Origin of the sequence: Pseudomonas sp. 06C 126 (genome assembly GCF_001855215.1) — a bacterium.
Lineage (GTDB): Bacteria > Pseudomonadota > Gammaproteobacteria > Pseudomonadales > Pseudomonadaceae > Aquipseudomonas > Aquipseudomonas proteolytica.
On record NZ_MIFU01000090.1, the window covers coordinates 13,664 to 37,148 of the forward strand.

Sequence of the window (23,485 nt, forward strand, 5' to 3'; positions counted from 1 at the left end):
GTATCTGATACACCGCATTCGGCTTACTGGGGCTGCTTCGCAGCCCAGCGCGGCGATGCGGCGTTCCGACAAGCCCGCTCGCCACGACAGCCCGTTACTTGGGGCGGGGTCAGAAGTTGACGGAGGCGCTCAAGCGCGCCGTCAATGGCGCGCCCAGGAACAGATAGTCATCGCCCATGTATTCGCCCGCGTCACGCCAGTAGCGCTTGTCGAACAGGTTGTCGACGCTCAGGCGCAACACCGTTTCATACCCCTCGACCTTGGTGGTGTAGCGGCTGCCAATGTTGACCAGCGCATAATCCCCCACCTCTACATTGCCGGTGCGGCTGGCGTTTTTGCTGGCGCTGTATTGCACGCCGCCGAGTACCGCCAGGCCGTTGACCCAAGGCAGGGCGTAGTCGGCGTATACGCTGGCGCGCAGCTTGGGCACGTTGATCGTCTGGTGACCTTCATACTGCGGCGTGCCGCTGCCGTTCACCCGTGCGCGAATCGCTGCCACGCTGGTGGCGATCTGCAGACGCTCGGTGGCCCAGCCATTGGCCGACAGCTCCAGGCCGGTGTTTTTCTGCTGGCCCTGCTGCACGTAGGTGAAATCACCGGCGCTATCAGGTTTGGCGTACTGGTAGGCCTGGCGTGTCTGGAACACGGCGGCGGCGAAGCTGATGCGGCGCCAGTCGTATTTCACCCCGGCTTCGATCTGCCGGGAGACGGTCGGCGCGAGGATTTCCCCATCATTGCTCGCGTACCACGGTGCCTCGCCGCCCAGCGACAAGCCTTTGCTGTAGCTGGTGTACAGCGACAGATTGGCCATCGGCTTGTAGATCAGCGCAGCGTTGGGCAGGAACTCGTACTGCTGGGTGTGACGCTCTTGCACGCCATTTTGATCGAAAGACTTTTCATCCAGGCGCACTTCACGGCCACCGAGCACGGTTTGCCATTGCTCGTTGAAACTGATGCGGTCGGTGACGAACAGCCCGTACTGGCGGCTGTCGAGGCGCCGGTGACTGTCCTTCAGGGGCTCGTCGGTGGGCTTGAAGGTTTCCGGGTCCTGATCGATATTGCCGCTGCCGATGTACTCGTTGACTGACTTGCGCTTGTCGATCACCCGGCGGAACGCGCTGGTGCCGAAGGTCAGTTCATGGCCTATCCCCGCAGTGTCGAACAGCCCGGTCATTGCCGCCTGGATTTCATCATTGCGTCGGGTGTCGTCGGGGCTGCGATAGTCAGCAATATCGTAGTTGCCTTCCGGGCTGAAGTAGTTCGGCACTTTGACGCCAGCGCAACTCGGGGAGCCGTAGCAACCCCACGCAAACGAACTGTAGTCATCAATCACCACCTTGCTGCGGGCCGCGCTGACGCTACCTTTCCACTGGTCGCTGAAGCGGTACTCGAACTTGCCGTTAAGGTTCAGCGAGTCGATGCCCACCTGTTTGGAGCCGCTCTGATGGCCGAGCAGTTTTTTCGGCGAGGCGTCATGGGGCACTTCGGTGCCGCCAAGCAGTTGGTAGCCGGGCACCGAGCGCTGCTGCTTGTCCTGGTATTCGGCATCCAGTTGCAGCACGGCGTCGGGGCTGATGTTCCAGTCGAAGGCCAGGGACACAAAATCCCGCTGGCCATTGGCGTGTTCGACATAAGAGTTGAGGTCTTCATGGGCGACGTTGGCGCGCAAGCCAAATTGCTGCTCGCTGCCAAACCAGCCGCCGACATCGGTAGCGATGTAGCCGCTGCCGCGATCATCGGTGGACACCGTGACCGAACGCACGTCTTCCGGGCGCTTGGTCACGTAGTTGATCACGCCGCTGGGTTCGGCAATCCCGCTTTGCAGGCCCGCCAGGCCTTTGAGCAATTCCACCCGCTGTTTGTTTTCCAGGGCGACGTTCTGCTCGCCGGTGACGGTGCGGCCGTTGATCTTGTAGCTGCTGGCGGCATTCAGGGAAAAACCCCGGACCACGAAGTTTTCGTAGTAGCCGATCGGCGCGTAGCTTTCGCCCACCGAGGCGTCGTTGCGCAGCACTTCACTGAGCAGGCGTGCCTGCTGGTCCTTGATCAACGCGGCATTGATCACGGTGATCGAGGCCGGGGTGTCGAGCAGCGGCGCTTCATCGAAGCCGCCGACCGACGCGCTTTGTGCGCGATAACCGGACTCATCCTGGCCCTGAATGTTCAGCGCTGGCAGTTCAAGCTCAGCCGCCAGGCTGTTGCCGATACCGCCGCTGAGCAGCAGGCCGAGGGCCAAATGTGAAGTGACTTCGGGGCGAAAACGCAAAACCATGGGGGCAAGGCCTTAAAGCGCGGGGCGGGGGCGCATAAGCTAGGCATAACTGCGCGCCTTTACAAGTACTGGCCGTGGCGCGTCGGCTTGAGACGTTGCGTCTCAAGCCCCACGCCAGTTCATCCGGGCCTCGACAGCGCGACCCCGCACCTGCGATAGACAAGGCTTCGCTTATCGTTGCAGGAGATCGTCATGGGTATCGCTGGAAAAGTTGCACTGGTGACCGGCGCCGGGCAGGGCATTGGCCGGGCCATCGCCCTGCGCCTGGCGCGGGACGGGGCGGATATCGCCCTGGTCGACATCAATAGCGCCAAGCTCGAAGCCGTGGCAGCCGAGGTCGTGGCACTTGGACGCAAAGCCTCGGTGTTTACCGCCGACGTGTCCAAGCGTGAACAGGTCGGCGCGGCGGTCGACCATGCGCACCAGACCCTCGGTGGCTTCGACATCATCGTCAACAACGCTGGAGTGGCGCAGATCGATTCGCTGCTGGATGTGACCCCGGAACAGGTTGAACGCACCCTGGGCATCAACGTGCAGGGCGTGTTGTGGGGCATCCAGGCCGCCGGCAATAAGTTCAAGGCGCTCAAACAGAAGGGCAAGATCATCAATGCCTGCTCGATCGCCGGGCATGAAGGCTTTGCACTGCTGGGCGTGTACTCGGCGACCAAGTTTGCCGTGCGCGCCCTGACCCAGGCGGCGGCCAAGGAACTGGCCAGCGCCGGGGTGACGGTCAATGCCTATTGCCCGGGTGTGGTGGGCACCGATATGTGGGTCGAGATCGACAAGCGCATGGCCGAGATTACCGGTGCGCCAGTGGGAGAAACGTACAAGAAGTACGTGGATGGCATCGCGCTGGGCCGTGCAGAAACGCCGGAGGACGTGGCAGGCCTGGTGGCATACCTGGCCGGCCCGGATTCGGACTACATGACCGGCCAGGCACCGTTGATCGACGGCGGCCTTGTATACCGCTAAACCCAAGCCCGACCCGGTAAAAATGTGGGAGCGGGCTTGCCCGCGATAGCGGCGGGTCAGTCAAAGATGCATTTACTGTCACTCCGCCATCGCGGGCAAGCCCGCTCCCACATTTGGATTGCAGGGTTTCAGGGGTGTTTACCGGGCATATCGATGCCCAGTTGCTTGACCCGGCGGTACAGGGTCGCGCGGGAAATCCCCAGCGCCTGCGCCGCCGGCAACGGCTTCCAGCGATGGCGCACCAGCGCATCGAGCAGCACCTGCCGCTCTGGGCTCGCACTGTGCTCGACCTCGGCCTCCACCCGCTCGCCGCGCACTTCGACCGGCAAATCCGCCAGTTGGATCGTCCCGCCTTCGCACACCGCACAGGCATACGCCAGCACATGGTGCAGTTGCCGCACGTTGCCTGGCCATGCATAGCCCAGCAGTGCTTCAAGCGCCGCCTGGCCGATTCCCACCGTGATCCCGCTGTTGCGTGCTTCCTGCTCCAACAACCGGTTGATCAAGCCCAGTTTGTCGGTGCGCTCGCGCAGCGGCGGCAGGGTGACGCGGGCGCAGCCCAGGCGAAAGTACAGGTCTTCACGAAAACGCCCGTCATTGACCAGGGTCGCGAGGTCGCGGTGGCTGGCGCAGATCACCTGGATATCCACCGCGCGGGTTTTCGCCGCGCCCAGCGGGGCTACTTCACCTTCGGCCATCACCCGCAGCAAGCGCGTCTGCAGGGCCAGGGGCATATCGCCGATTTCATCGAGGAACAACGTGCCGCCGTGGGCCTGTTGCAACAGCCCGGTCATGCCCTTGCTGGAGGCCCCGGTAAAGGCTCCGGCGACGTAGCCGAACAGCTCGCTTTCAATCAGGTTTTCCGGGATCGCCGCACAGTTCACCGCCACGAATGGCCCGTCGCGGCGCGCACTGCGGGCGTGCAGTTGGCGGGCGAAGACTTCCTTGCCGGCGCCGGTTTCGCCTTGCACCAGCACCGGCAGGTTGCGGTCCTTGACCCGCACGGCCAGGCGCAGGTGTTCTTCCACCCGTGGGTCGACCTGGGCATGGGGCAGCGCCCGCGCAGGTTGGCGCCGCGGGGTGTTGACGCGCACATGCAGCACGCCAGTTTCTCCCAGCCACTGCAGTTGCTGGACCGATTGATCGGTCACCGCGCGCAACGCATCGAGGTCGAACACCTCGCCGATATGTACCGGCACCTGGCCAAAACGCCGGCGCAACGCCTGGCGTGCCTTGCTGTTCAAGGCTTGCAGGCGACCGTCCTGGTCCCAGGCCAGCAGCAGGTCGGGTTGGCTGTCCACATAACCCGGTGTGCTGTGGGCCTGGAGCACCCAGTGGCGGGCGGCGCTGTGCATGAAGAAGGCGTTTTCGATGGCCTGGGCGCTCTGCGCCACCATCTGGCGCACCAGGTGCTGGCTGCGTCGGTCATCCGGCGATTGCAGCGCCGAAGCGTCCATTACCCCCAGCAGGTTGCCCTGGGGGTCGAAGATCGGCGCGGCGGAGCAGGTCAGGTTGATAAAGGCGGCGCGGAAGTGATCGCGCTTGTGCACGGTCACCGCCGCTTGGCTGGTCAACACCGTGGCCACGCCGCAGGTGCCTTCTTCGGCTTCCGACCAGCAGGTGCCCAGGTACAGGCCGGCCTTGCGGCAGTCGCTGCGGATCGCGGCATCGACCCGGTGGTCGATGGTCTGGCCCTGGGCGTCGGTGAGCATCACGCAGTAGTCGGCATGGCGCACGCGGTGGTGCAGTTGGCTGACTTGCTCGCTGGCAATACGCATGAACAGCTCGGCGCGCTCGCGGCATTCCTTGAGCAACGGTTCGGTGAGGATCCGTGGGCCCTGCAGCGAGCCGGGGTCCAGGTGGTGTTGCTCCATGGAACGGCGCCATGAATCGAAAATCAGCGACGGCACTGGCGCCTGGGGCAGGCGCTCGGCATTGCGGACCACGCGACTGACACAGTCGACATGCTCCCTGGAGTTCGCGGCGAGCATAAGGCCTCCGGTTCTCGATCTTTGTTGTTATGCCCGCCATTAAGCGCCCAGGGGCGCAAGGGGACAAGGGCGGCCTGACCAACTGCCCGCCGTGAGACGCAACGTCTCATCCTGCCTGAGACGCAGCCTGCACGCTGCTATGCGTCGTCTCATTGTGCGGTGGCATGCCGCAGCGGCACAACCGCACGGCACTGCTCTGGATCAAGGCTTTGCCAGGTTTTGCCGCGCCTTGGCACAGGCTGTGCTGAACAGGTTGCAGCTGGCCGCAGCCAGCCTTTTGTGTGTCGAGACAACCTGGAGAACAACAAGATGTCCACTCACCTGTCCACTGATCAACTGCTGCATGCCTATACCGTGATGCGCACCATCCGTGATTTTGAAGAACGCCTGCACGTGGAATTCGCCACCGGCGAGATCCCCGGCTTCGTGCACCTGTATGCCGGCCAGGAGGCTTGCGCCGCCGGGGTCATGGCCCATCTCAACGATGAAGATTGCATCGCCTCCAACCACCGTGGCCACGGCCACTGCATCGCCAAGGGCGTGGATGTGTTCGGCATGATGGCCGAGATCTACGGCAAGAAAACCGGGGTCTGTGGCGGCAAGGGTGGCTCCATGCACATTGCCGACCAGGAGAAGGGCATGCTCGGCGCCAACGGCATTGTCGGTGCCGGCGCACCGTTGGCGGCCGGCGCGGCGTTGGCGTCCAAGCTCAAGGGCAGCCAGGGCGTGGCCGTGGCGTTTTTTGGCGACGGCGGTTCCAACGAGGGCGCGGTATTCGAGGCGATGAACCTGGCCGCGATCATGAAGTTGCCGTGCCTGTTTGTCGCCGAGAACAACGGCTACGCGGAAGCGACCGGTTCCGGCTGGTCGGTGGCGTGCAAGGACATTGCCGAGCGCGCCGTGGGTTTTGGCATGCCGGGGGTGATCGTCGATGGCAATGACTTCTTTGCCGTCCACGCAGCGTTGGGCGTGGCGGTGCAGCGGGCGCGCCAGGGCGAGGGGCCGACCCTGGTCGAGGTCAAGCTGCACCGCTTCTACGGCCACTTTGAAGGCGACGCGCAAACCTATCGCGGCCGCGATGAAGTGAAAAACCTGCGCGAAACCCAGGACTGCCTGGCGCTGTTTCGCCAGCGCTGCAGCGCCGAAGGCTGGCTGGACGCGGCGCAGTTCGAGCGTATCGACGGGGAAGTCGCGCAGTTGATCGACGACGCCGTGCGCCTGGCCAAGTCCGATCCCAAGCCCCAGGCCGCCGACCTGCTCAGCGATGTCTACGTCGCCTACCGCTAATAACAACAAGACCCGGAGAGAATTTTATGGCTCGCAAAATCAGTTATCAGCAGGCAATCAACGAAGCCCTGGCCCAGGAAATGCGCCGCGACAAGAGCGTTTTTATCATCGGCCAGGACGTGTCCGGCGGCACCGGCGCCCCGGGTGAGCAGGATGCCTGGGGCGGTGTGCTGGGGGTGACCAAGGGCCTGTACCCGGAGTTTCCCGAGCGCGTGCTGGATGCGCCGCTGTCTGAAGTCGGTTACGTGGGCATGGCCGTTGGCGCCGCCACCCGGGGCATGCGCCCGGTGTGCGAGTTGATGTTCGTCGACTTTATCGGCTGCTGCCTTGACCAGTTGCTCAACCAGGCCGCCAAGTTCCGCTACATGTTCGGCGGCAAGACCACCACGCCCCTGGTTGTGCGCGCCATGTACGGCGCCGGCCTGCGTGCCGCGGCCCAGCATTCGCAGATGCTCACCTCGATGTGGACGCACATCCCTGGCCTGAAGGTGGTGTGCCCGGCCACGCCCTATGACGCCAAGGGCATGCTGATCCAGGCGATCCGCGACAACGACCCGGTGATCTTCCTCGAACACAAGATGCTCTACAGCCTGCAAGGCGAAGTGCCGGAGGAGCTGTACACCGTGCCATTTGGCGAGGCCAACTTTGTACGCGAAGGCAACGACGTGACCCTGGTGACCTACGGGCGCATGCTGCATATCGCCCTGGAAGCCGCGGCCAACCTGGCGCGCCAGGGTATCGACTGCGAGGTGCTGGACCTGCGCACCACCAGCCCACTGGATGAAGACAGCATCCTTGAAAGCGTGGAGAAAACCGGGCGCCTGGTGGTGATCGACGAGTCCAACCCGCGCTGCTCCATCGCCACGGACATCAGCGCCCTGGTGGCCCAGCGTGGTTTTTCGTTTCTGCGCGCGCCGATCGAGATGGTCACCGCGCCGCATACCCCGGTGCCGTTTTCCGATGCCCTGGAAGACCTGTACATCCCCAATGCGGCGAAGATCGAGGCCGCTGTGCGCAAGATCGCTGACAAGAGGACTGCGGCATGATCCATACCTTGACCATGCCCAAGTGGGGCTTGTCGATGACCGAAGGCCGGGTCGATGTCTGGCTCAAGCAGCCGGGCGACCGGGTGGAGAAGGGCGAGGAAGTGCTCGACGTGGAGACCGACAAAATCTCCAGCAGCGTCGAGGCGCCGTTCAGTGGCGTGCTGCGCCGGGTGCTGGCGCAGAGCGATGAGACATTGGCGGTCGGCGCGTTGCTGGGCATTGTGGTAGAAGGCGAAGCCACGGAGGCAGAGATCGATGCGGTGATCGACAGCTTCAATGCCGGCTTTGTCTCCAGCAGCGCCGAGGCGCAGGCGTCGGGGCCGAGCGCGCAGAAGGTCGAGCTGGATGGGCGCCTGCTGCGTTATCTCGACCTCGGCGAGGGCGGCACGCCGCTGGTGCTGATCCATGGTTTTGGTGGCGACTTGAACAACTGGCTGTTCAACCATCCGGCCCTGGCCGCCGAGCGCCGGGTGATTGCCCTGGACCTGCCGGGGCATGGCGAATCGGGCAAGCACTTGCACAATGGCGATGCCGAGGAATTGAGCCAGGCGGTGCTGGCGTTGCTCGATCACCTCAACCTCGAACGCGTGCACCTGGCTGGGCACTCCATGGGCGGGCTGGTTTCGCTGACGGTGGCGAGCCAGGCGCCGGAGCGCGTAGCGTCCGTGGTGCTGATCGCCAGCGCCGGCCTGGGCGCGGATATCAACGGCGATTACCTGCAGGGATTCACCGAGGCCAATAACCGCAACGCGCTCAAGCCGCAGTTGGTGCAACTGTTCAGTGACCCGGCATTGGTCACGCGGCAGATGCTTGAAGACATGCTCAAGTTCAAACGGTTGGAAGGAGTGGATCAGGCGCTGCGCCAACTCAATGCCAAGCTGTTCGATGGTGGGCGGCAGATGCTGGATTTGCGCGCGGTGGTAGGGCAGCAGCCGAGCATGGTGATCTGGGGCAGTGACGATGCCATCATCCCGGTGCGGCATGCCCAGGGGTTGCAGGCCCAGGTGGAGGTCTTGCCGGGGCAGGGGCATATGGTGCAGTTGGAGGCGGCGGAGCAAGTGAATCAGTTGCTGAGTCTCTTCCTCAAATCTCAAGCCTGATAGCAATCAAATGTGTGAGCGGGCTTGCTCGCGAATACGGTGGGTCAGTCAGACATTCATTGCCTGACTCACCGCTTTCGCGAGCAAGCCCGCTCCCACAGGGTTGACCGTTTATCAACCATGACGCTTGAGGGTTTCGCTGGGCAGTTCCTTGAACAGCGCCCGGTAGCTATTGGAAAACCGCCCCAGGTGCCAGAACGACCAATTCATCGCCACCTCGGCCACCGTGGTGGTGGCTGAACTCAACAACTCGCGCCGCGCGCCGTTCAATCGGCGCAGGCGCAGCCATTGTGCCGGGCTCATCCCGGTGTAGGTCTTGAAGCCCTGCTGCAACTGCCGCAGCGGCACACCGGCAATCTGCGCCAGTTGCAGCAGGTTGACCGTTTCATCCGGCGCATCTGCCGCCCACTCGCCAATGCGTGCCATCAACTGGCGTTCTGCGCCGCGTCGCTGCAATGAGTGGCGGTCCAGGCAGACACAGGCGTTGTCGAGAATAAACAGGCAATCGTCCAGCAGTTGCCGGGTGAGGGCGTCGCGGCTGATCGGGTCGACCGCACAGGCCAGGCGCGTCAGGGTGCCACTGAGCCAGCGACTGAACAGCGCGTTTTGCTGGCAGGTCAACGGGGCCATGAACAAACTTTCGAGGCTGGCCACATCCAGGCCATGGCGCTGCACAAATTGCGGGCCGAACACCACCGCCACTTCACGGTAGTTTTCCGGGGTGATCCAGGTATTGCGGCTTTCGCCATTGAGCAGATACAGCGCGTTGTCGCTGCCGTCGAAACAGAAGGCGAGTGAGCCCGGGGGCGCGTTGAAGTGCTGCTCGACACGGGTATTCATGCACTCTTCGTACACCTGCACACCCTGCAGGTCGAGGTAGCGCACCTGCCCGGCAAAATGCCCTGGGGACATCTGTTGGTACTGCTGCACCCAACCGGGTGTTGCACTGCATTGAGCGGCCACATCACCGGTGGTGAAGGCCTGTACGCGCAAAGCTGTTGCCTGTGTCATGGGTGATCCGTGCGCACTCTATTGGTGCGTTGTGGTTCGTGCAAAGTGGATAGATGCCCTTCGAAGGCTGGCCCAAGATAGACCTCAATGCGCCGGGAGTACAACTGGGCGCCGCATCCAACCCATGCCGAGGTCTTTATGAATGCCCCTTTCGATCAGCTGTCCACCTGGCTGAAAGAACACAAGATTACCGAAGTCGAATGCGTGATCAGCGACCTGACGGGCATTGCCCGCGGCAAGATCGCGCCCACCAACAAGTTCCTGCATGAGCGCGGCATGCGCCTGCCGGAAAGTGTGTTGCTGCAAACGGTAACCGGGGACTTTGTCGACGACGATATCTATTACGACCTGCTGGACCCGGCCGATATCGACATGATCTGCCGCCCGGTGGCCAACGCCACCTACGTGGTGCCGTGGGCCATCGAACCCACCGCCATCGTGATCCACGACACCTTCGATAAACAGGGCAACCCCATCGAACTGTCGCCGCGCAACGTGCTGAAAAAGGTCCTGCAGCTGTATACGGACCAGGGCTGGCAGCCCATTGTCGCGCCGGAAATGGAATTTTACCTGACCCAGCGCTGCGAAGACCCGGACCTGCCGCTGAAAACCCCGGTGGGCCGTTCCGGGCGTGCCGAGACCGGGCGCCAGTCGTTCTCCATCGACGCGGCCAACGAGTTCGACCCGCTGTTTGAAGATGTCTATGACTGGTGCGAAGCCCAGGGCCTGGACCTCGATACGCTGATCCACGAAGACGGCCCGGCGCAGATGGAAATCAACTTCCGCCACGGCGACGCCCTCGACCTGGCCGACCAGATCACCGTGTTCAAGCGCACCCTGCGCGAAGCGGCGCTCAAGCACAATGTGGCCGCGACCTTTATGGCCAAGCCTGTGGCCGACGAGCCGGGCAGCGCCATGCACCTGCACCAGAGCGTGGTGGATATCGCCACCGGCCAACCGGTGTTTGTCGACGCTTGCGGGCAGATGAGCCAGCTGTTCTTGCAGCACATTGGCGGGCTGCAGAAATACATCCCGATGCTGCTGCCGATGTTCGCGCCCAACGTCAACTCGTTCCGCCGCTTCCTGCCCGACACCTCGGCGCCGGTCAACGTGGAGTGGGGCGAAGAAAACCGCACCGTCGGCCTGCGCGTGCCGACCTCCAGCCCCGACGCGATGCGCGTCGAAAACCGCCTGCCGGGGGCCGATGCCAACCCCTACCTGGCCATCGCCGCCAGCCTGCTGTGCGGCTACCTGGGAATGATCGAAAAGATTCAGCCAAGCGCGCCGGTGGAAGGCCGCGCTTATGAACGCCGCAACCTGCGCCTGCCAATCACCATCGAAGATGCCCTGGCGCGCATGGAAGCCTGCGACACGGTCAAGCAGTACCTGGGGGACAAGTTTGTGCGGGGGTACGTCGCGGTGAAACGTGCCGAGCATGAGAATTTCAAACGGGTGATCAGCTCCTGGGAGCGTGAGTTCCTGCTGCTGAGTGTCTGACTCCACCACCAACCATAAAAAAGGTGTCGATATGCGTCTCGTCAAACAGCTTCTCCCGTTGGCCCTGGCCGCAGTGTTCAGCAACGCCAGCCACGCCGCACCGACGGTCAGTGTCTACAACTGGACCGATTACATCGGCGAGACCACCCTGGCCGACTTCCAGGCCAAGACCGGGATCAAGGTGGTCTACGACGTGTTCGACTCCAATGAAACCCTGGAGGGCAAGCTGCTGGCGGGGCGTACCGGGTATGACGTGGTGGTGCCGTCCAATCACTTTTTGGGGCGCCAGGTAAAGGCCGGGGCGTTCCTCAAGCTGGACCGCGCGCAATTGCCCGACTACCCGAACCTGGACCCCAAGCTACTCAAGCTGCTGGAGCAGAACGACCCCGGCAATGCGCATGCGGTGCCGTACCTGTGGGGCACCAATGGCATCGGCTACAACGTCGACAAGGTCAAGCAGGTGCTGGGCATCGACCACATCGACTCTTGGGCAGTGATGTTCGAGCCCGAGAACCTGAGGAAGCTGCAGCAATGCGGCGTGGCGTTCCTGGATTCGGCGGATGAAGCGTTCCCGGCGATCCTCAACTACCTGGGCATGGACCCGCGCAGCGAGAAGGTCGGCGACTATGAAAAGGCCGAGGCCAAGTTGCTGACCCTGCGCCCGTACATCACCTATTTCCATTCATCCAAGTACATCTCGGACCTGGCCAATGGTGATATCTGCGTGGCCTTCGGCTACTCCGGTGATGTGTTCCAGGCGGCCAACCGCGCCAAGGAAGCCAAGAACGGGGTGAACATCGCCTATTCGATCCCCAAGGAGGGCAGCAACCTGTGGTTCGACCTGCTGGCGATTCCCGCAGACGCCACCAACCCGAAAGAGGCCCACGCGTTTATCAACTACCTGCTGGACCCCGAGGTCATTGCCAAGGTCAGCACCTATGTCGGCTACGCCAATCCCAACCTGGCGGCGAAGGCCTTCATGGCACCGGAACTGGTGAATAATCCCGAGGTGTACCCGCCCCAGGAGGTGCTCGACAAACTGTACATTTCCACCACTCCCAGCCCGGCCATCATGCGTGTGATGACCCGCGCCTGGAGCAAAGTGAAGTCCAACCGATGAACCAGTCCCAAGACCACGCCCGCTCCTATTACCTGGCTTCGGCCAATGCCATGCCCCAACGCCCAGCGCTGGCCGAGGACTTGAGTGCCGATGTGTGTGTGATCGGCGGCGGCTTTACCGGCGTCAACACCGCCATCGAACTGGCCCAGCGCGGCCTTTCGGTGATCCTCCTGGAAGCCCGGCGTATTGGTTGGGGCGCCAGTGGGCGCAATGGTGGGCAGTTGATCCGGGGGATCGGCCATGATGTCTCGGGCTTTGCCCGGCATGTGGGCGAGGAAGGCGTGCGATACCTGCAACGGGCCGGGATCGATTCGGTGGCGTTGGTGGGTGAGCGTATCCGTGAGCATGGAATCGACTGCGACCTGCGCTGGGGCTTTTGTGAGTTGGCCAATACGCCGGCGCAATTTGCCGCGTTCAAGGGCGAGCAGCAAAGCCTGGCTGCTCTGGGTTATAAGCCTGAAACCCGGCTGGTGGCGGCGCAGGATATGGCGCAGGTGGTCGGCTCTGAGCGGTACGCCGGTGGTTTGGTGGACATGGGCTCGGGCCACTTGCATCCGCTCAACCTGGTGTTGGGCGAGGCCCGCGTGGCCGAGGCGCTGGGCGTGCGGATTTTCGAGCAGAGCCCAGCGCTGCAACTGAGCCATGGCGACACCGTGCAGGTGCGCTGCGCCAGCGGCACTGTGCGGGCTGCCAGCCTGGTATTGGCGTGCAATGCACACCTCGAGGAACTGGAGCCACGCCTGAGCGGCAAGGTGCTGCCGGCCGGCAGCTATATCATCGCTACCGAGCCGTTGCCGGCCGCGCTTGCCGATGAACTGATCCCGCAGAACCTGGCGCTGTGCGACCAGAAAGTCGGCCTGGACTATTACCGGCTCTCGGCGGACCGTCGGTTGCTGTTCGGAGGTGCCTGTCATTACTCAGGGCGCGACCCGGTGGATATCGCCGCTTATATGCGCCCGAAAATGCTCAAGGTGTTTCCACAGTTGGCCACTACCGCCATCGAGTTCCAATGGGGCGGCAAGATTGGTATTACCGCCAATCGCTTTCCCCAGGTCGGTCGGTTGCAACAGTACCCCAACGTGTTTTACGCCCAGGGCTATTCGGGGCATGGGCTTAATGTCACCCACTGGTGCGCGCGGCTGCTGGCCGAAGCGATCCATACCGGCCACAGCCAGGGCCTGGAGACCTTCAGCCGGGTGCCACATATGACGTTCCCGGGCGGCAAGGCCTTGCGCTCGCCTTTACTGGCGCTGGGCATGTTGTGGTACCGGCTGCGGGAAATGCTGGGCTAGGGCTTGTGAGCGGGAGGGCGGTTTAAAACACAGCATGATCGGATCCAATACGCTATAAACCCTCGGTCGCTGTGTAAATCCGAGGCCCCGCTTTTCATGCAGAACCCTTTGCAACGCCCGCTGTGGCAGGTCTACCTGTTCTTCCTTGCGCCGATGGTGCTGTCCAACTTCCTGCAGAGTTTTTCCGGCACCCTCAACGGTATCTATGTTGGGCAGATGCTCGGCACCCAGGCGCTGGCGGCGGTGTCGGGGATGTTTCCCATCGTGTTCTTTTTTATCGCCCTGGTGATCGGCCTCGGGGCGGGCGCTTCGGTGCTGATCGGCCAGGCCTGGGGCGCGGGCGAAACGGCGTTGGTCAAGGTCATCACCGGCGCGACCCTGACCCTGGGCGCGTTGATCGGGCTGATCGCTGCTGTGCTCGGCAGCCTGTTCGCGCGTCCGGCGATGCAAGCTTTGGGCACGCCGTTGGATGTACTGGACGACGCGGTCGGCTATGCCCAGGTGATGATGCTGATCATGCCGTTGTTGCTGGTGTTCATTCTCTACACCCAGCTGCTGCGGGGCGTGAGCGATACGGTGTCACCGCTGCTGGCGCTGATCGTTTCGACGGTGGTTGGCCTGTTGCTGACCCCGGCCCTGATCCGCGGCTGGCTCGGGCTGCCGCCCATGGGGATCCAGAGCGCGGCCTATGCCGGCCTGGCGGCGAATGCCGTGGCCATGTTGTTTCTGGTGCTGCGCCTGCGCCACAAAAACCATGTGATGGCGCCGGACCGCCTATTGCTGGCGGCCTTGCGCCTGGACCGGGCGATCCTCGGCAAGGTCCTGCGCATCGGCCTGCCCACGGGCTTGCAGATGGTGGTGCTGTCGTTGTCGGAGCTGGTGATCCTGGCACTGGTCAATGGCCACGGCTCCCAGGCCACAGCGGCGTATGGCGCGGTCACGCAGATCGTCAACTACGTGCAATTTCCGGCGCTGTCGATTGCCATCACCGCCTCGATCCTCGGCGCCCAGGCCATCGGCGCCGGGCGCCTGGAACGCATCGGGCCGATCCTGCGCACGGGGCTTGCGATCAACCTGTGCCTGACCGGTGGCCTGATCCTGCTCGGCTACGCCTTGTCCCACTGGCTCCTGGGCCTGTTCATCACCGATGACCAGGCGCGGGTCCAGGCCGAACACCTGCTGCACATCATGCTCTGGAGCATTCTGGTGTTTGGCTTCCAGGCGGTGATAGGCGGGATCATGCGCGCCAGCGGCGTGGTCCTGATGCCGGTGGCGATCTCGATCTTCTGTGTGTTGGGCGTGGAGCTGCCGGTGGCGTATCTGCTCAATGCACGCTTCGGCCTGGAAGGGGTGTGGATGGCGTTCCCGGTGACCTATTTGGTGATGCTTGGTTTGCAGACCGCGTATTACCGGTTGGTGTGGCGGCATAAGCAGATTAAGCGGTTGGTCTAGAAGCTGGATTGGCGACGGCAAGCAATTGCTCTGCTTAATAGGAAGCATTACTATTCACGCCCCGCCTATCCAGTGCACCCCCGATGACTCCCCAGCCGCCCCGCAGACCAGGCTTTTTCGCGTACTACGAAGAGTTGGTCGGGACCTGGACGCGTCGCCTGCGCAATCGCCAACAGGCCGAGGATCTGGCCCATGACACGTTTGTGCGGGTCTTGGAGTCCAAGTCGGCGCTGGTCGAGCAGCCGCGTGCCTATTTGCACCAGACGGCGCGCAATATTGCGGTGGATGCCTATCGCCGTGCAGATCGGCACGACGCGGTGGCGTTGCAGGCCTTTGAACCGAGTGCGTCGCACAGTGGCGACCCGGAGCATTTCATGCACGCCGTGCAGTTGGCGGACTCCATCGAGCGGGCCCTGGCTGAATTGCCCCTCAATTGCCGCAAGATTTTCATCTGGCAAAAGATCGAGGGCCTGACCCAGCAGGAAATCGCCGAGCGCCTGGGGCTTTCTAAAAACATGGTGGAAAAGTATATGATCCGCACCCTGCGGCATCTGCGTGACCGCCTGGACGCGCTGGCCCCATGACCAATGCCCGCTTTGAAACAGGATCTTCCATGATGGATACCCGTGAGTGTGCCTGTGGCAGCGCAACGGTGCGTGACGAGGCGGCGCAGTGGTTCGTGCGTTTGCAGGACCCACCCTTGAGCGTTGAGGACCAGCATCTTTTTGACGCCTGGCGTGGGGAGCATCCTGCGCACCAGTATGAATTCGAGGTGCTGCAAGGGCTGTGGAGCGTCGCCGACCTGCTGCCCAGGCACCGTTTGCAGGCTCTGGTCGAGACGCCTGTACCGCGCAAGCGCCGTGCGCTGGTGCGCTATGCCATGGCAGCGAGCGTGCTGGCGGTGGCCGTGGGCCTGGGGTTGTTCAGCGGCCTGGACCATCCGGCGGTGTACGACGCACAGTTCAGCACGGTGTTGGGTGAGCGTCGCCAGGTGGCGTTGCCCGACGGCTCGCTGATGGACCTCAATAGCCGCAGCGTGGTGGCGGTGCACTACGAAAAGGGCCAGCGTGGGATTGAGCTCAAGCAAGGCGAAGCGCTGTTCAGCGTCGAGCACGACAGCAGCCGACCGTTCGTGGTGCAGGCTGGGGCAGGGCAGGTGACGGTCACCGGTACCCGGTTTGATGTGCGCCGCGACGATGACCAGACCCGCGTGGTGGTCGAGGCCGGAACGGTCAAGGTGCAAGGGCATGCCGCGCAGCCGGTGGTCACACTGACGGCGGGCCTGGGTACATCGATCGACAATCAGGGCGCGGTCGCGGCGGCCCACCCGGTCAACGCCCAGGCCCTGCTGGCTTGGCAGACCGGCAAGCTGGTGTTCAACGACGCCAGCCTGGCCGAGGTGGCGCGGGAAGTCTCGCGCTACCGCGAAAAACCCTTGCGGGTCAACACTGCGGCCAGCGAGTTGCGCCTGACCAGCGTGTTCAAGTCCAACGACACCGATGCCTTGCTCAAGGCGTTGCCGCACATCCTGCCGGTGGCCCTGCGCACGTTGCCTGACGGTAGCCAGGAAATAATTTCACGCTAGGTTCAGGTTTTTTTCGAGTTCTTCGTCTTCTTGTCCAACTGCAACTGGTTTGCATTAACCGACGCGCTCTCTTGGCATCACTGGACTAGGTACGACGTGAAAACACTCGCTGCGAACAACAATAAAACCTCCCGTTGGGCCCCCCTTGCCCTGGCCTTGGCAGTCACTGCCGCCATGCCTGCGGCCTACGCCGACGAGGCCATTCATATCAAGGCCCAGCCCCTGGGCGCGGCGCTGAGCCAATTGGGCCAGCAAACGTCGCTGCAAGTGTTTTTCAGCCCGCAGATGGTGGCCGGCAAACACGCCCAGGCCGTCGACGGCAACCTGTCGCCGGAACAGGCCCTGCGCCAGCTGCTGCAAGGCAGTGGCCTGGACTATCAGATCGACTCGGGCTCGGTGACGTTGCATCCAGCCTCCACGGGCACCGGTGAAGCCGGTTCACCCCTGGAATTGGGCGCCACCGCGATCAAGGTCGTGGGCGATTGGCTGGGCGACGCCAATGCCGAAGTGGTGCAGAACCATCCCGGCGCGCGTACCGTAATCCGCCGCGAAGCTATGGTGGAGCAGGGCGCAATGAACGTCGGCGACGTGCTGCGCCGGGTTCCCGGGGTGCAGGTGCAGGAAGCCAACGGCACCGGCGGCAGCGATATTTCCCTCAACGTCGGCGTACGCGGCCTGACGTCCCGCCTGTCGCCGCGTTCCACCGTGCTGATTGACGGGATTCCCGCGGCGTTCGCCCCCTACGGCCAGCCGCAGTTGTCGATGGCGCCGATTTCCGCCGGCAACCTGGAGAGCATCGATGTAGTACGCGGCGCCGGTTCCGTGCGTTATGGACCGCAGAACGTTGGCGGTGTGATCAACTTCGTGACCCGCGCGATCCCCGAGACCTTTTCCGGCGAAGTCGGCACCACCCTGCAAACCTCTTCCCATGGCGGCTGGAAGCATGTCGACAATGCCTTTATCGGGGGGACCGCAGACAACGGCATCGGCATGGCGCTCTTGTATTCCGGGGTCAATGGCAACGGTTATCGCGACAGCAACAACGGTAACGACATCGACGATGTGATCCTCAAGACCCACTGGGCACCGACCGATCAGGATGACTTCACACTCAACTTCCATTACTACGACGCCCGGGCCGATATGCCGGGAGGCCTGACCCAGCAGCAGTTCGACGCCAATCCTTATCAGTCGGTGCGCGACTGGGACAACTTCAGCGGCCGGCGCAAGGATGTGTCGTTCAAGTACATCCGCCAGGTTGACGACCGTACCCAGGCGGAAGTGCTGACGTACTACTCCGACAGCTTTCGTGGCAGCAACATCGCCAGCCGTGACCAGCAGACCCTCGGTTCGTTTCCTCGCACCTACTACACCTTTGGCATCGAGCCACGGGTGTCCCATGTGTTTGACCTGGGCCCGACCAGCCAGGAAGTCAGCGTCGGCTACCGCTACCTGAAAGAAGGCATGCACGAGCAGGCCAGCACTCTGAGACTGGTCAACAACGTCCCCACCCCGGTCGGTCAAAATGACGGCCACGTTTATCAGGACCGTACCGGTGGCACCGAGGCCAACGCGTTCTACATTGACGACAAAATCGACGTCGGCAAATGGACGATCACCCCAGGTATCCGCTTTGAGAGCATCCGCACCGAATGGCACGACCGCCCGGTAGTGGGCTTGAACGGCACGCGTACCCAGGAGAAGCACCGCGAGATCAAGAACAACGAACCGCTGCCGGCCCTGAGCGTGATGTACCACGTCTCCGATGCCTGGAAACTGTTTGCCAACTACGAAACGTCCTTCGGCAGCCTGCAGTATTTCCAATTGGGCCAGGGCGGTAACGGCGACCAGACAGCCAATGGCCTGCAACCGGAAAAGGCCAAGACCTACGAGGTCGGCACCCGCTACAACGATGAGGTCTGGGGTGGCGAAGTCACGCTGTTCTATATCGACTTCTCCGATGAGCTGCAGTACGTCAGCAATGACGTGGGTTGGACCAACCTCGGCGCCACCAAACACACGGGTATCGAAACCTCGGCCCACTACGATCTGTCCAATCTCGACCCACGCCTGGAGGGCTTGAGCGCCAACGCCGGCTTCACCTACACCAGGGCGACTGCCGAGGGCGATGTGGCGTTCAAGGGCCGTGACCTGCCGTTGTATTCGCGCCAGGTGGCGACCCTGGGGCTGCGATACGCGGTCAATCACTGGACCCACAACCTGGACGCCTACGCTCAGTCCGGCCAGCGCGCACCCGGCACCACCAGCACCTATATCACCCAGCCGACCGCTGACGGCCAGTACGGTGATATTCCGGGATATGTGTCGGTCAACGTGCGCAGTGGCTATGACTTTGGCGCCCAACTGTCGAACCTGAAACTGGGCGTGGGGGTAAAAAACCTGTTCGACCAGCAGCACTACACCCGTTCCAGCGACAACAACGCCGGGATTTACCTGGGTGAGCCGCGTACGTTCTTTGTGCAGGCGAGCGTGGGCTTCTGATCAGGTGACGGCTGCGTCGCCGCGCCTCGAACGAGCCGCGGCGATGTGCCTGCTGATCCAAGACGGCTGCTGACGCACTTCAGCGTTTTTCCTTGTACCGCCGCGTATAAACCTGACGATTCTTCTGTGCAGCTTGAAGAGGTGAGGGTTGCATTTCCTACCTTTTTTATGCGGCTTTCATCGCTTTCAGGAACCGAACTCCGTAGGCCTGCCACACACCATCAACCCACCGTGCACGGGTGCCTTGTGATAACTGCGTTGTCGAGGTGCTTGGGTGCGTGAGGTGGACCGTGTCAACAAGTCGTACTGGAGAACATTTATGTCGGTACCTGCGTTCAATCAGCCAGTTGTCAATCTACCCACTGACGACACACGTCAAGGGGCCCCTCAAGGGGCCAGCGCCAAAGAGGCAAAGGCTCCGGTTATCGGGTCGCCTTCCAGTGGCCCGAGTTTCAGCGCGCCTGTGGCTAAGTCGGGCCCGGTGTTCGCCGGGGCACCACCGTTGGCGCCTGCCGCTGCGGTGGCCCGCGACCAGGGGGCCAGCCAGGCTTCCACATGGCAGAACGACTCATCTCGGGGAGTTTTCGGCCGTTTGAAAGGGTTTTTCTTCCCCGCCAGGCCGCCCCATTGCGGGCACATGCCGCACAGGCCTCAGCCGGGCCATGGGCATCCACCGCACATGTCCCATCCGGGTCACGGGCATCTGCCGCACAGGCCCCATCCGGGCCACGGGCATCCGCCGCAAAGGCCTCATCCGATCCATGGAGGCCCGCCGCCAAGGCCGTTTCCCCAGCAGCCCGATCCGCACTATTCAAAGCGCAGCCATGAGCAGTTGGCCCAACAGCTGCTGGATAAATTCCAGGCATTCACGGACCCGAGAAACCCGGGCTACGTGACGCGGCAAAGTTTGAGCAACATGGCGGCAAGACCGTTGACGGGCAATCCGGGCATGGATCAGAACATCAGGCTGGCCAGGGAAATCCTGAAGCGGCCGGAGCTCATGGGCGCCCTGGACCTCGACGGGCGCACGGGCGTGCAGGACAACCGGTTCAGCTGGCAGAACATCAACGATGTTGTACGTTCCAGCAATCCGTTGAAGTTCCAGGATGACAAGCAACTGGCCAGTGCGATGCTGGAGAACTTCAACAAGTTGAAGGGCGGGTTCTGGAGCCAGACCATCAAGGTCGCTGATCTGCGTGCCCTGGCCCAGCGTCCTCTGACAGGCAACCCGCAGAGGGATCAACTCATCCTCCTGGCGAAAGAAGTCGTCAGCCGGTCGAGCCTCTTGCAACAAATGGACAACATCGCAGGCCATCACTACGACGGCCGGATTAGCCGACAAACGCTACGTCAACTGATGTCCTAGTCAACCATCGGTACTGCGCAGGTGTTCCAACAGCGGGAAAGGTCGCAGGCTCTGCGCGGCTTTTACCGGTGCGCCTGTGCCGTATCAATCGGCAGGAACTGTTTTGGGCTGTTTGCCACATAACGTGTATTCGACGGCCTTTATGACGCCGACGGTTTCACTCAAAGAGAGGGTGTTGACATGACTTCAACGTCACTTGGAACTCAAACTCCCGGTCTGCCGCAATCCCTTCTTGCACCCACCCGTGACAATGGCGAGCAGGGTCGACGCTTCGGTGCCCAGGCTCAGCACAAGCCTGTCGAAGAGGGGGCTGAAGCCCTGCGAGAAACGTTCTTTCCCAGGCAGTACACATTCAAGGCACCGGCGGCGGATGATTTCGCCAAAGGCCTGCTTCCCCATTGTGCCCCCCATACCTCTGCTGCCCCGATGCCGGAAATGGCGGGCACGACAACCGGATTGATCAGTGCATTGAAGGTCTTGCTGGGTGTTTCCAGATAGGTCGCGTTGGGGTGTCGAAAGACGGACTGAGGCTGCCCCAGGTCCTGCCAGTTGTTTACATGCAGTCATCGAAATTGATCGGCCGCCCCGGAACCATTGTGGATGCCAGGCCACATACTTTGCGTTTGTTGGAGCGCCACTATTGCAGTGACAAGGGTGGTAGCCGGTCTGAGTAGGTGTCTAGAAAAGGTGGATATGAAACATGGCAATTGACGGTGGGGTACCTCTCCTGCGGCCCGGTAGTACGAGCCGCCATGATGCGATACCGGATGACGCACAACAAAAAGCTCATGCTGCTTCAAGCGAAACCACACCCCGTGGCTGGCAGGATGATAATCAGCCGTTGCCCAGTACGATTCGTTCTTCGGGTTTCCGGCGTCCCCTGCGCTGGGCCACGCCCGACGAGATCACGCTGCATCATCAGGAGCTGAGAAACACGCCGTTGGGGCGCGCAACCGATGTAAACCCCTTTACCCAACTGCCTGATAGCCAGCTAGTGACGGCGCTGGGTGAGCATTTTTCCGTGCTGGAAAGATTTCATGAAAAATGAAGGATTGAAACTGTCGGCGCTGCGGCAAATCGCCAGTGAAAAAATGACCGACACACCCGCACGCAACAACGCCATCCTGCTGGCCAGGGCACTTGTCCAGCGCCCGCGGTTGATCGACGCGATTGTCGATGAGCGAGGGGTCATCACGCGGCAAAGCCTGTCAAAGGCCGTGCAGGCAGTGTTCGGCAACAGCGACCCCAATGCCTTCAGCTCGGACCCTTTTCACGCCAAGACCAATGTCGAGCTGGTGCAGGCATTCCGGGATGCATTTGATGAACTTCGGGACAGGTCCCGGGACCGCATGAACTTTTTTGAGCAGGTCGGCTTCGTCCAGATCGAGAGGCTTGTCTCAATCAGCAAGGACCCGGACGAAACGGACACCCAAGGCACGGTTATCCGGGACCCCGCCACGGGTCTGCCGAAAAAGATGTACAGCGAACAGCTGGTGTACATGTCAAAAAACCTGGTGGACCGTCCCAGGCTATTGAACTCACTGGCGCGCATTCATTCTGGCTGGCGACGCATTTATGGCAGTCGCTACCAGAAGGAGTGGTTGAGCAGCAAAGACCTCGACGGCTGGCTGGAAAACAACAAGAGCCAGTAGCCCCCCGGACTCATGACACCCGCAGGATTTTCCCGCTGATCGCCACGCCCAGCAGGAGCACGGCGATCAACACAAAGGCGACGCTCAAGCTGCTGCCATGGGCGATAAAGCCGATCAGCGCCGGGCCCGCAAGAATGCCCGCATAACCCAGGGTGGTGATGGCAGGCACCGCAATGTGCTCCGGCATGACCGTTTGCTTACCGACAGCGGTGTACAGCACCGGCACGATATTCGAACAGCCGGCGCCAACCAGCGCATAGCCCAGCAGTGCGGTTTCCCACGCCGGGAGCAGCGTGGCCAGGAGCATGCCGGCGGTGGCCAGCAAGCCACCGATCACGATCACCCGTTTGGCCCCCAGGCGACGAACAATTGCATCGCCGGTCAGGCGCCCGATGGTCATGGTCAAGGCAAACGCCGCATAGCCCAGGCCCGCATAGGCCTCGTCGAGGCCGCGTTCGTCACTGAGGAACACAGCGCTCCAGTCGAGCACGGCACCTTCAGCCAGGAACACGATAAAACACAGGCAACCGATAAACAGCACCACGCCGTGGGGGATGGCGAAGGCGGGGCCGGAACTTTCACTGCCGTAGGGCAGCAAATGGGGGGCCGCCTTGAGCAGTGCGGCCAGCGTAATCACGATCACCACCAGGGTCGCCGACAGCGGTGACAGGCCCAGGCCGAGCAAGGCGCTGACGCCCGCCGCCCCCACGATGCCGCCCAGGCTGAACAGCCCATGGAAGCCCGACATCATCGTCTTGCCACTGGCCCGTTCTACGATCACGGCTTGCAGGTTGACGGTGGAGTCCACCGTGCCAAGGCCGGCACCAAACAGAAACAACCCCGCCATCAGCAACGGTATCGAGCTGACGGTAGCCAGCATCGGCAAAGCCACGCAGAGGAGAATGGTCCCGGCGCTGAGCACGCGTCGGCAACCAAAGCGTGACGCCAGCGCGCCCGCTACCGGCATGGCGATGATGGACCCCACCCCCAGGCACAGCAGCAACAGGCCCAGCGTACCTTCGTTGAGTTGGGCACGGGCCTTGGCGTAGGGTACCAGCGGTGCCCAGGCCGCGATGCCAAAGCCGGCAATGAAAAACGCGATGCGGGTCGACATTTGTTCCAGACGTCCTGGAATCACAGGCGCTGGAGTGGGGATGGCAGTCATGAAGGTCCTTGATTTTGCGTTCAGCGAACGATGTCCGGCGCGACATCCTTGCACATCAGGCCGTATCGAGCGAGCCAGGTTCCCGTGGCCCCTGCGAACTTTTTTTTTACAACATGGAACACTTTGCCGGTGAGCGCCACATAGAGGCTACCGGGCTCGCTTGAGGTGGCCTGGA

The 23,485-nt window shown here is 62.4% G+C and carries 19 protein-coding genes; 15 read left to right on the forward strand and 4 right to left on the reverse strand.

Annotated elements, in window-relative coordinates; genetic code table 11:
* Window positions 1–109 precede the first annotated feature (109 nt).
* Window positions 110–2,272, reverse strand: a complete 2,163-nt coding sequence (locus tag BHC62_RS16455) for a TonB-dependent siderophore receptor (protein ID WP_070995534.1) — start codon at window positions 2,270–2,272, stop codon at window positions 110–112.
* A gap of 192 nt (window positions 2,273–2,464) precedes the next feature.
* Here BHC62_RS16455 and BHC62_RS16460 point away from each other — a divergent pair, with 192 nt between their 5' ends.
* On the forward strand, window positions 2,465–3,244 hold the full coding sequence (locus BHC62_RS16460) for an acetoin reductase (RefSeq protein WP_070995535.1): 780 nt from the start codon (window positions 2,465–2,467) through the stop codon (window positions 3,242–3,244).
* A gap of 128 nt (window positions 3,245–3,372) precedes the next feature.
* Here the strand turns inward: BHC62_RS16460 and BHC62_RS16465 are convergent, their stop codons facing one another.
* On the reverse strand, window positions 3,373–5,235 hold the full coding sequence (locus BHC62_RS16465) for a sigma-54-dependent Fis family transcriptional regulator (protein WP_070995536.1): 1,863 nt from the start codon (window positions 5,233–5,235) through the stop codon (window positions 3,373–3,375).
* Between the two features lie 309 nt (window positions 5,236–5,544).
* Between BHC62_RS16465 and BHC62_RS16470 the strand changes: the two genes are divergently transcribed.
* Genes BHC62_RS16470 through BHC62_RS16480 form a run of 3 tightly spaced genes read left to right on the forward strand, consistent with a single transcriptional unit; the run spans window position 5,545 to window position 8,668 of the window.
* On the forward strand, window positions 5,545–6,522 hold the full coding sequence (locus BHC62_RS16470) for a thiamine pyrophosphate-dependent dehydrogenase E1 component subunit alpha (RefSeq protein WP_070995537.1): 978 nt from the start codon (window positions 5,545–5,547) through the stop codon (window positions 6,520–6,522).
* Between the two features lie 26 nt (window positions 6,523–6,548).
* Window positions 6,549–7,568 (forward strand): alpha-ketoacid dehydrogenase subunit beta, encoded by a 1,020-nt coding sequence (locus tag BHC62_RS16475; RefSeq protein ID WP_070995538.1) that lies wholly within the window; start codon window positions 6,549–6,551, stop codon window positions 7,566–7,568.
* The gene (locus BHC62_RS16480; protein WP_070995539.1) at window positions 7,565–8,668 is read left to right on the forward strand and encodes an acetoin dehydrogenase dihydrolipoyllysine-residue acetyltransferase subunit; all 1,104 of its coding nucleotides are present in this window, start codon (window positions 7,565–7,567) and stop codon (window positions 8,666–8,668) included. The genes BHC62_RS16475 and BHC62_RS16480 overlap by 4 nt, the downstream gene beginning before the upstream one ends.
* A 114-nt stretch (window positions 8,669–8,782) precedes the next feature.
* Here the strand turns inward: BHC62_RS16480 and BHC62_RS16485 are convergent, their stop codons facing one another.
* The gene (locus tag BHC62_RS16485) at window positions 8,783–9,679 is read right to left on the reverse strand and encodes a helix-turn-helix domain-containing protein (RefSeq protein ID WP_029296700.1); all 897 of its coding nucleotides are present in this window, start codon (window positions 9,677–9,679) and stop codon (window positions 8,783–8,785) included.
* A 138-nt stretch (window positions 9,680–9,817) separates the two neighbouring features.
* Between BHC62_RS16485 and BHC62_RS16490 the strand changes: the two genes are divergently transcribed.
* From BHC62_RS16490 to BHC62_RS16535, 11 genes are all read left to right on the forward strand, one after another.
* Complete coding sequence (locus BHC62_RS16490; protein ID WP_029296698.1) at window positions 9,818–11,176, forward strand: glutamine synthetase family protein; 1,359 nt, start codon at window positions 9,818–9,820, stop codon at window positions 11,174–11,176.
* A 31-nt stretch (window positions 11,177–11,207) separates the two neighbouring features.
* A complete protein-coding gene (locus BHC62_RS16495; protein ID WP_070995540.1) occupies window positions 11,208–12,296 on the forward strand; it encodes a polyamine ABC transporter substrate-binding protein in 1,089 nt (362 codons plus the stop codon).
* A complete protein-coding gene (locus BHC62_RS16500; protein ID WP_070995541.1) occupies window positions 12,293–13,588 on the forward strand; it encodes an FAD-binding oxidoreductase in 1,296 nt (431 codons plus the stop codon). The genes BHC62_RS16495 and BHC62_RS16500 overlap by 4 nt, the downstream gene beginning before the upstream one ends.
* Before the next feature lie 96 nt (window positions 13,589–13,684).
* Window positions 13,685–15,040: an MATE family efflux transporter gene (locus BHC62_RS16505; RefSeq protein WP_029296693.1), complete on the forward strand. Its 1,356-nt coding sequence runs from the start codon at window positions 13,685–13,687 to the stop codon at window positions 15,038–15,040.
* An 83-nt stretch (window positions 15,041–15,123) separates the two neighbouring features.
* Entirely contained in the window at window positions 15,124–15,624 is a 501-nt protein-coding gene (locus tag BHC62_RS16510; RefSeq protein ID WP_029296689.1) for a sigma-70 family RNA polymerase sigma factor, read from the forward strand.
* A 32-nt stretch (window positions 15,625–15,656) separates the two neighbouring features.
* Window positions 15,657–16,625 (forward strand): FecR family protein, encoded by a 969-nt coding sequence (locus tag BHC62_RS16515; RefSeq protein ID WP_070995569.1) that lies wholly within the window; start codon window positions 15,657–15,659, stop codon window positions 16,623–16,625.
* Window positions 16,626–16,721: 96 nt separating this feature from the next.
* The gene (locus tag BHC62_RS16520) at window positions 16,722–19,127 is read left to right on the forward strand and encodes a TonB-dependent receptor (protein WP_070995542.1); all 2,406 of its coding nucleotides are present in this window, start codon (window positions 16,722–16,724) and stop codon (window positions 19,125–19,127) included.
* A 679-nt stretch (window positions 19,128–19,806) separates the two neighbouring features.
* A complete protein-coding gene (locus BHC62_RS16525; RefSeq protein ID WP_256324369.1) occupies window positions 19,807–20,493 on the forward strand; it encodes a hypothetical protein in 687 nt (228 codons plus the stop codon).
* A 180-nt stretch (window positions 20,494–20,673) separates the two neighbouring features.
* Window positions 20,674–20,991 (forward strand): hypothetical protein, encoded by a 318-nt coding sequence (locus BHC62_RS28990; RefSeq protein ID WP_224791148.1) that lies wholly within the window; start codon window positions 20,674–20,676, stop codon window positions 20,989–20,991.
* A 202-nt stretch (window positions 20,992–21,193) separates the two neighbouring features.
* A complete protein-coding gene (locus BHC62_RS28185; protein ID WP_143007543.1) occupies window positions 21,194–21,541 on the forward strand; it encodes a hypothetical protein in 348 nt (115 codons plus the stop codon).
* Window positions 21,531–22,145, forward strand: a complete 615-nt coding sequence (locus BHC62_RS16535) for a type III secretion effector protein (protein WP_070995545.1) — start codon at window positions 21,531–21,533, stop codon at window positions 22,143–22,145. Before BHC62_RS28185 ends, BHC62_RS16535 begins: the two co-directional genes overlap by 11 nt.
* Window positions 22,146–22,155: 10 nt before the next feature.
* Here the strand turns inward: BHC62_RS16535 and BHC62_RS16540 are convergent, their stop codons facing one another.
* Complete coding sequence (locus BHC62_RS16540) at window positions 22,156–23,310, reverse strand: MFS transporter (protein WP_029296682.1); 1,155 nt, start codon at window positions 23,308–23,310, stop codon at window positions 22,156–22,158.
* Window positions 23,311–23,485 lie beyond the last annotated feature (175 nt).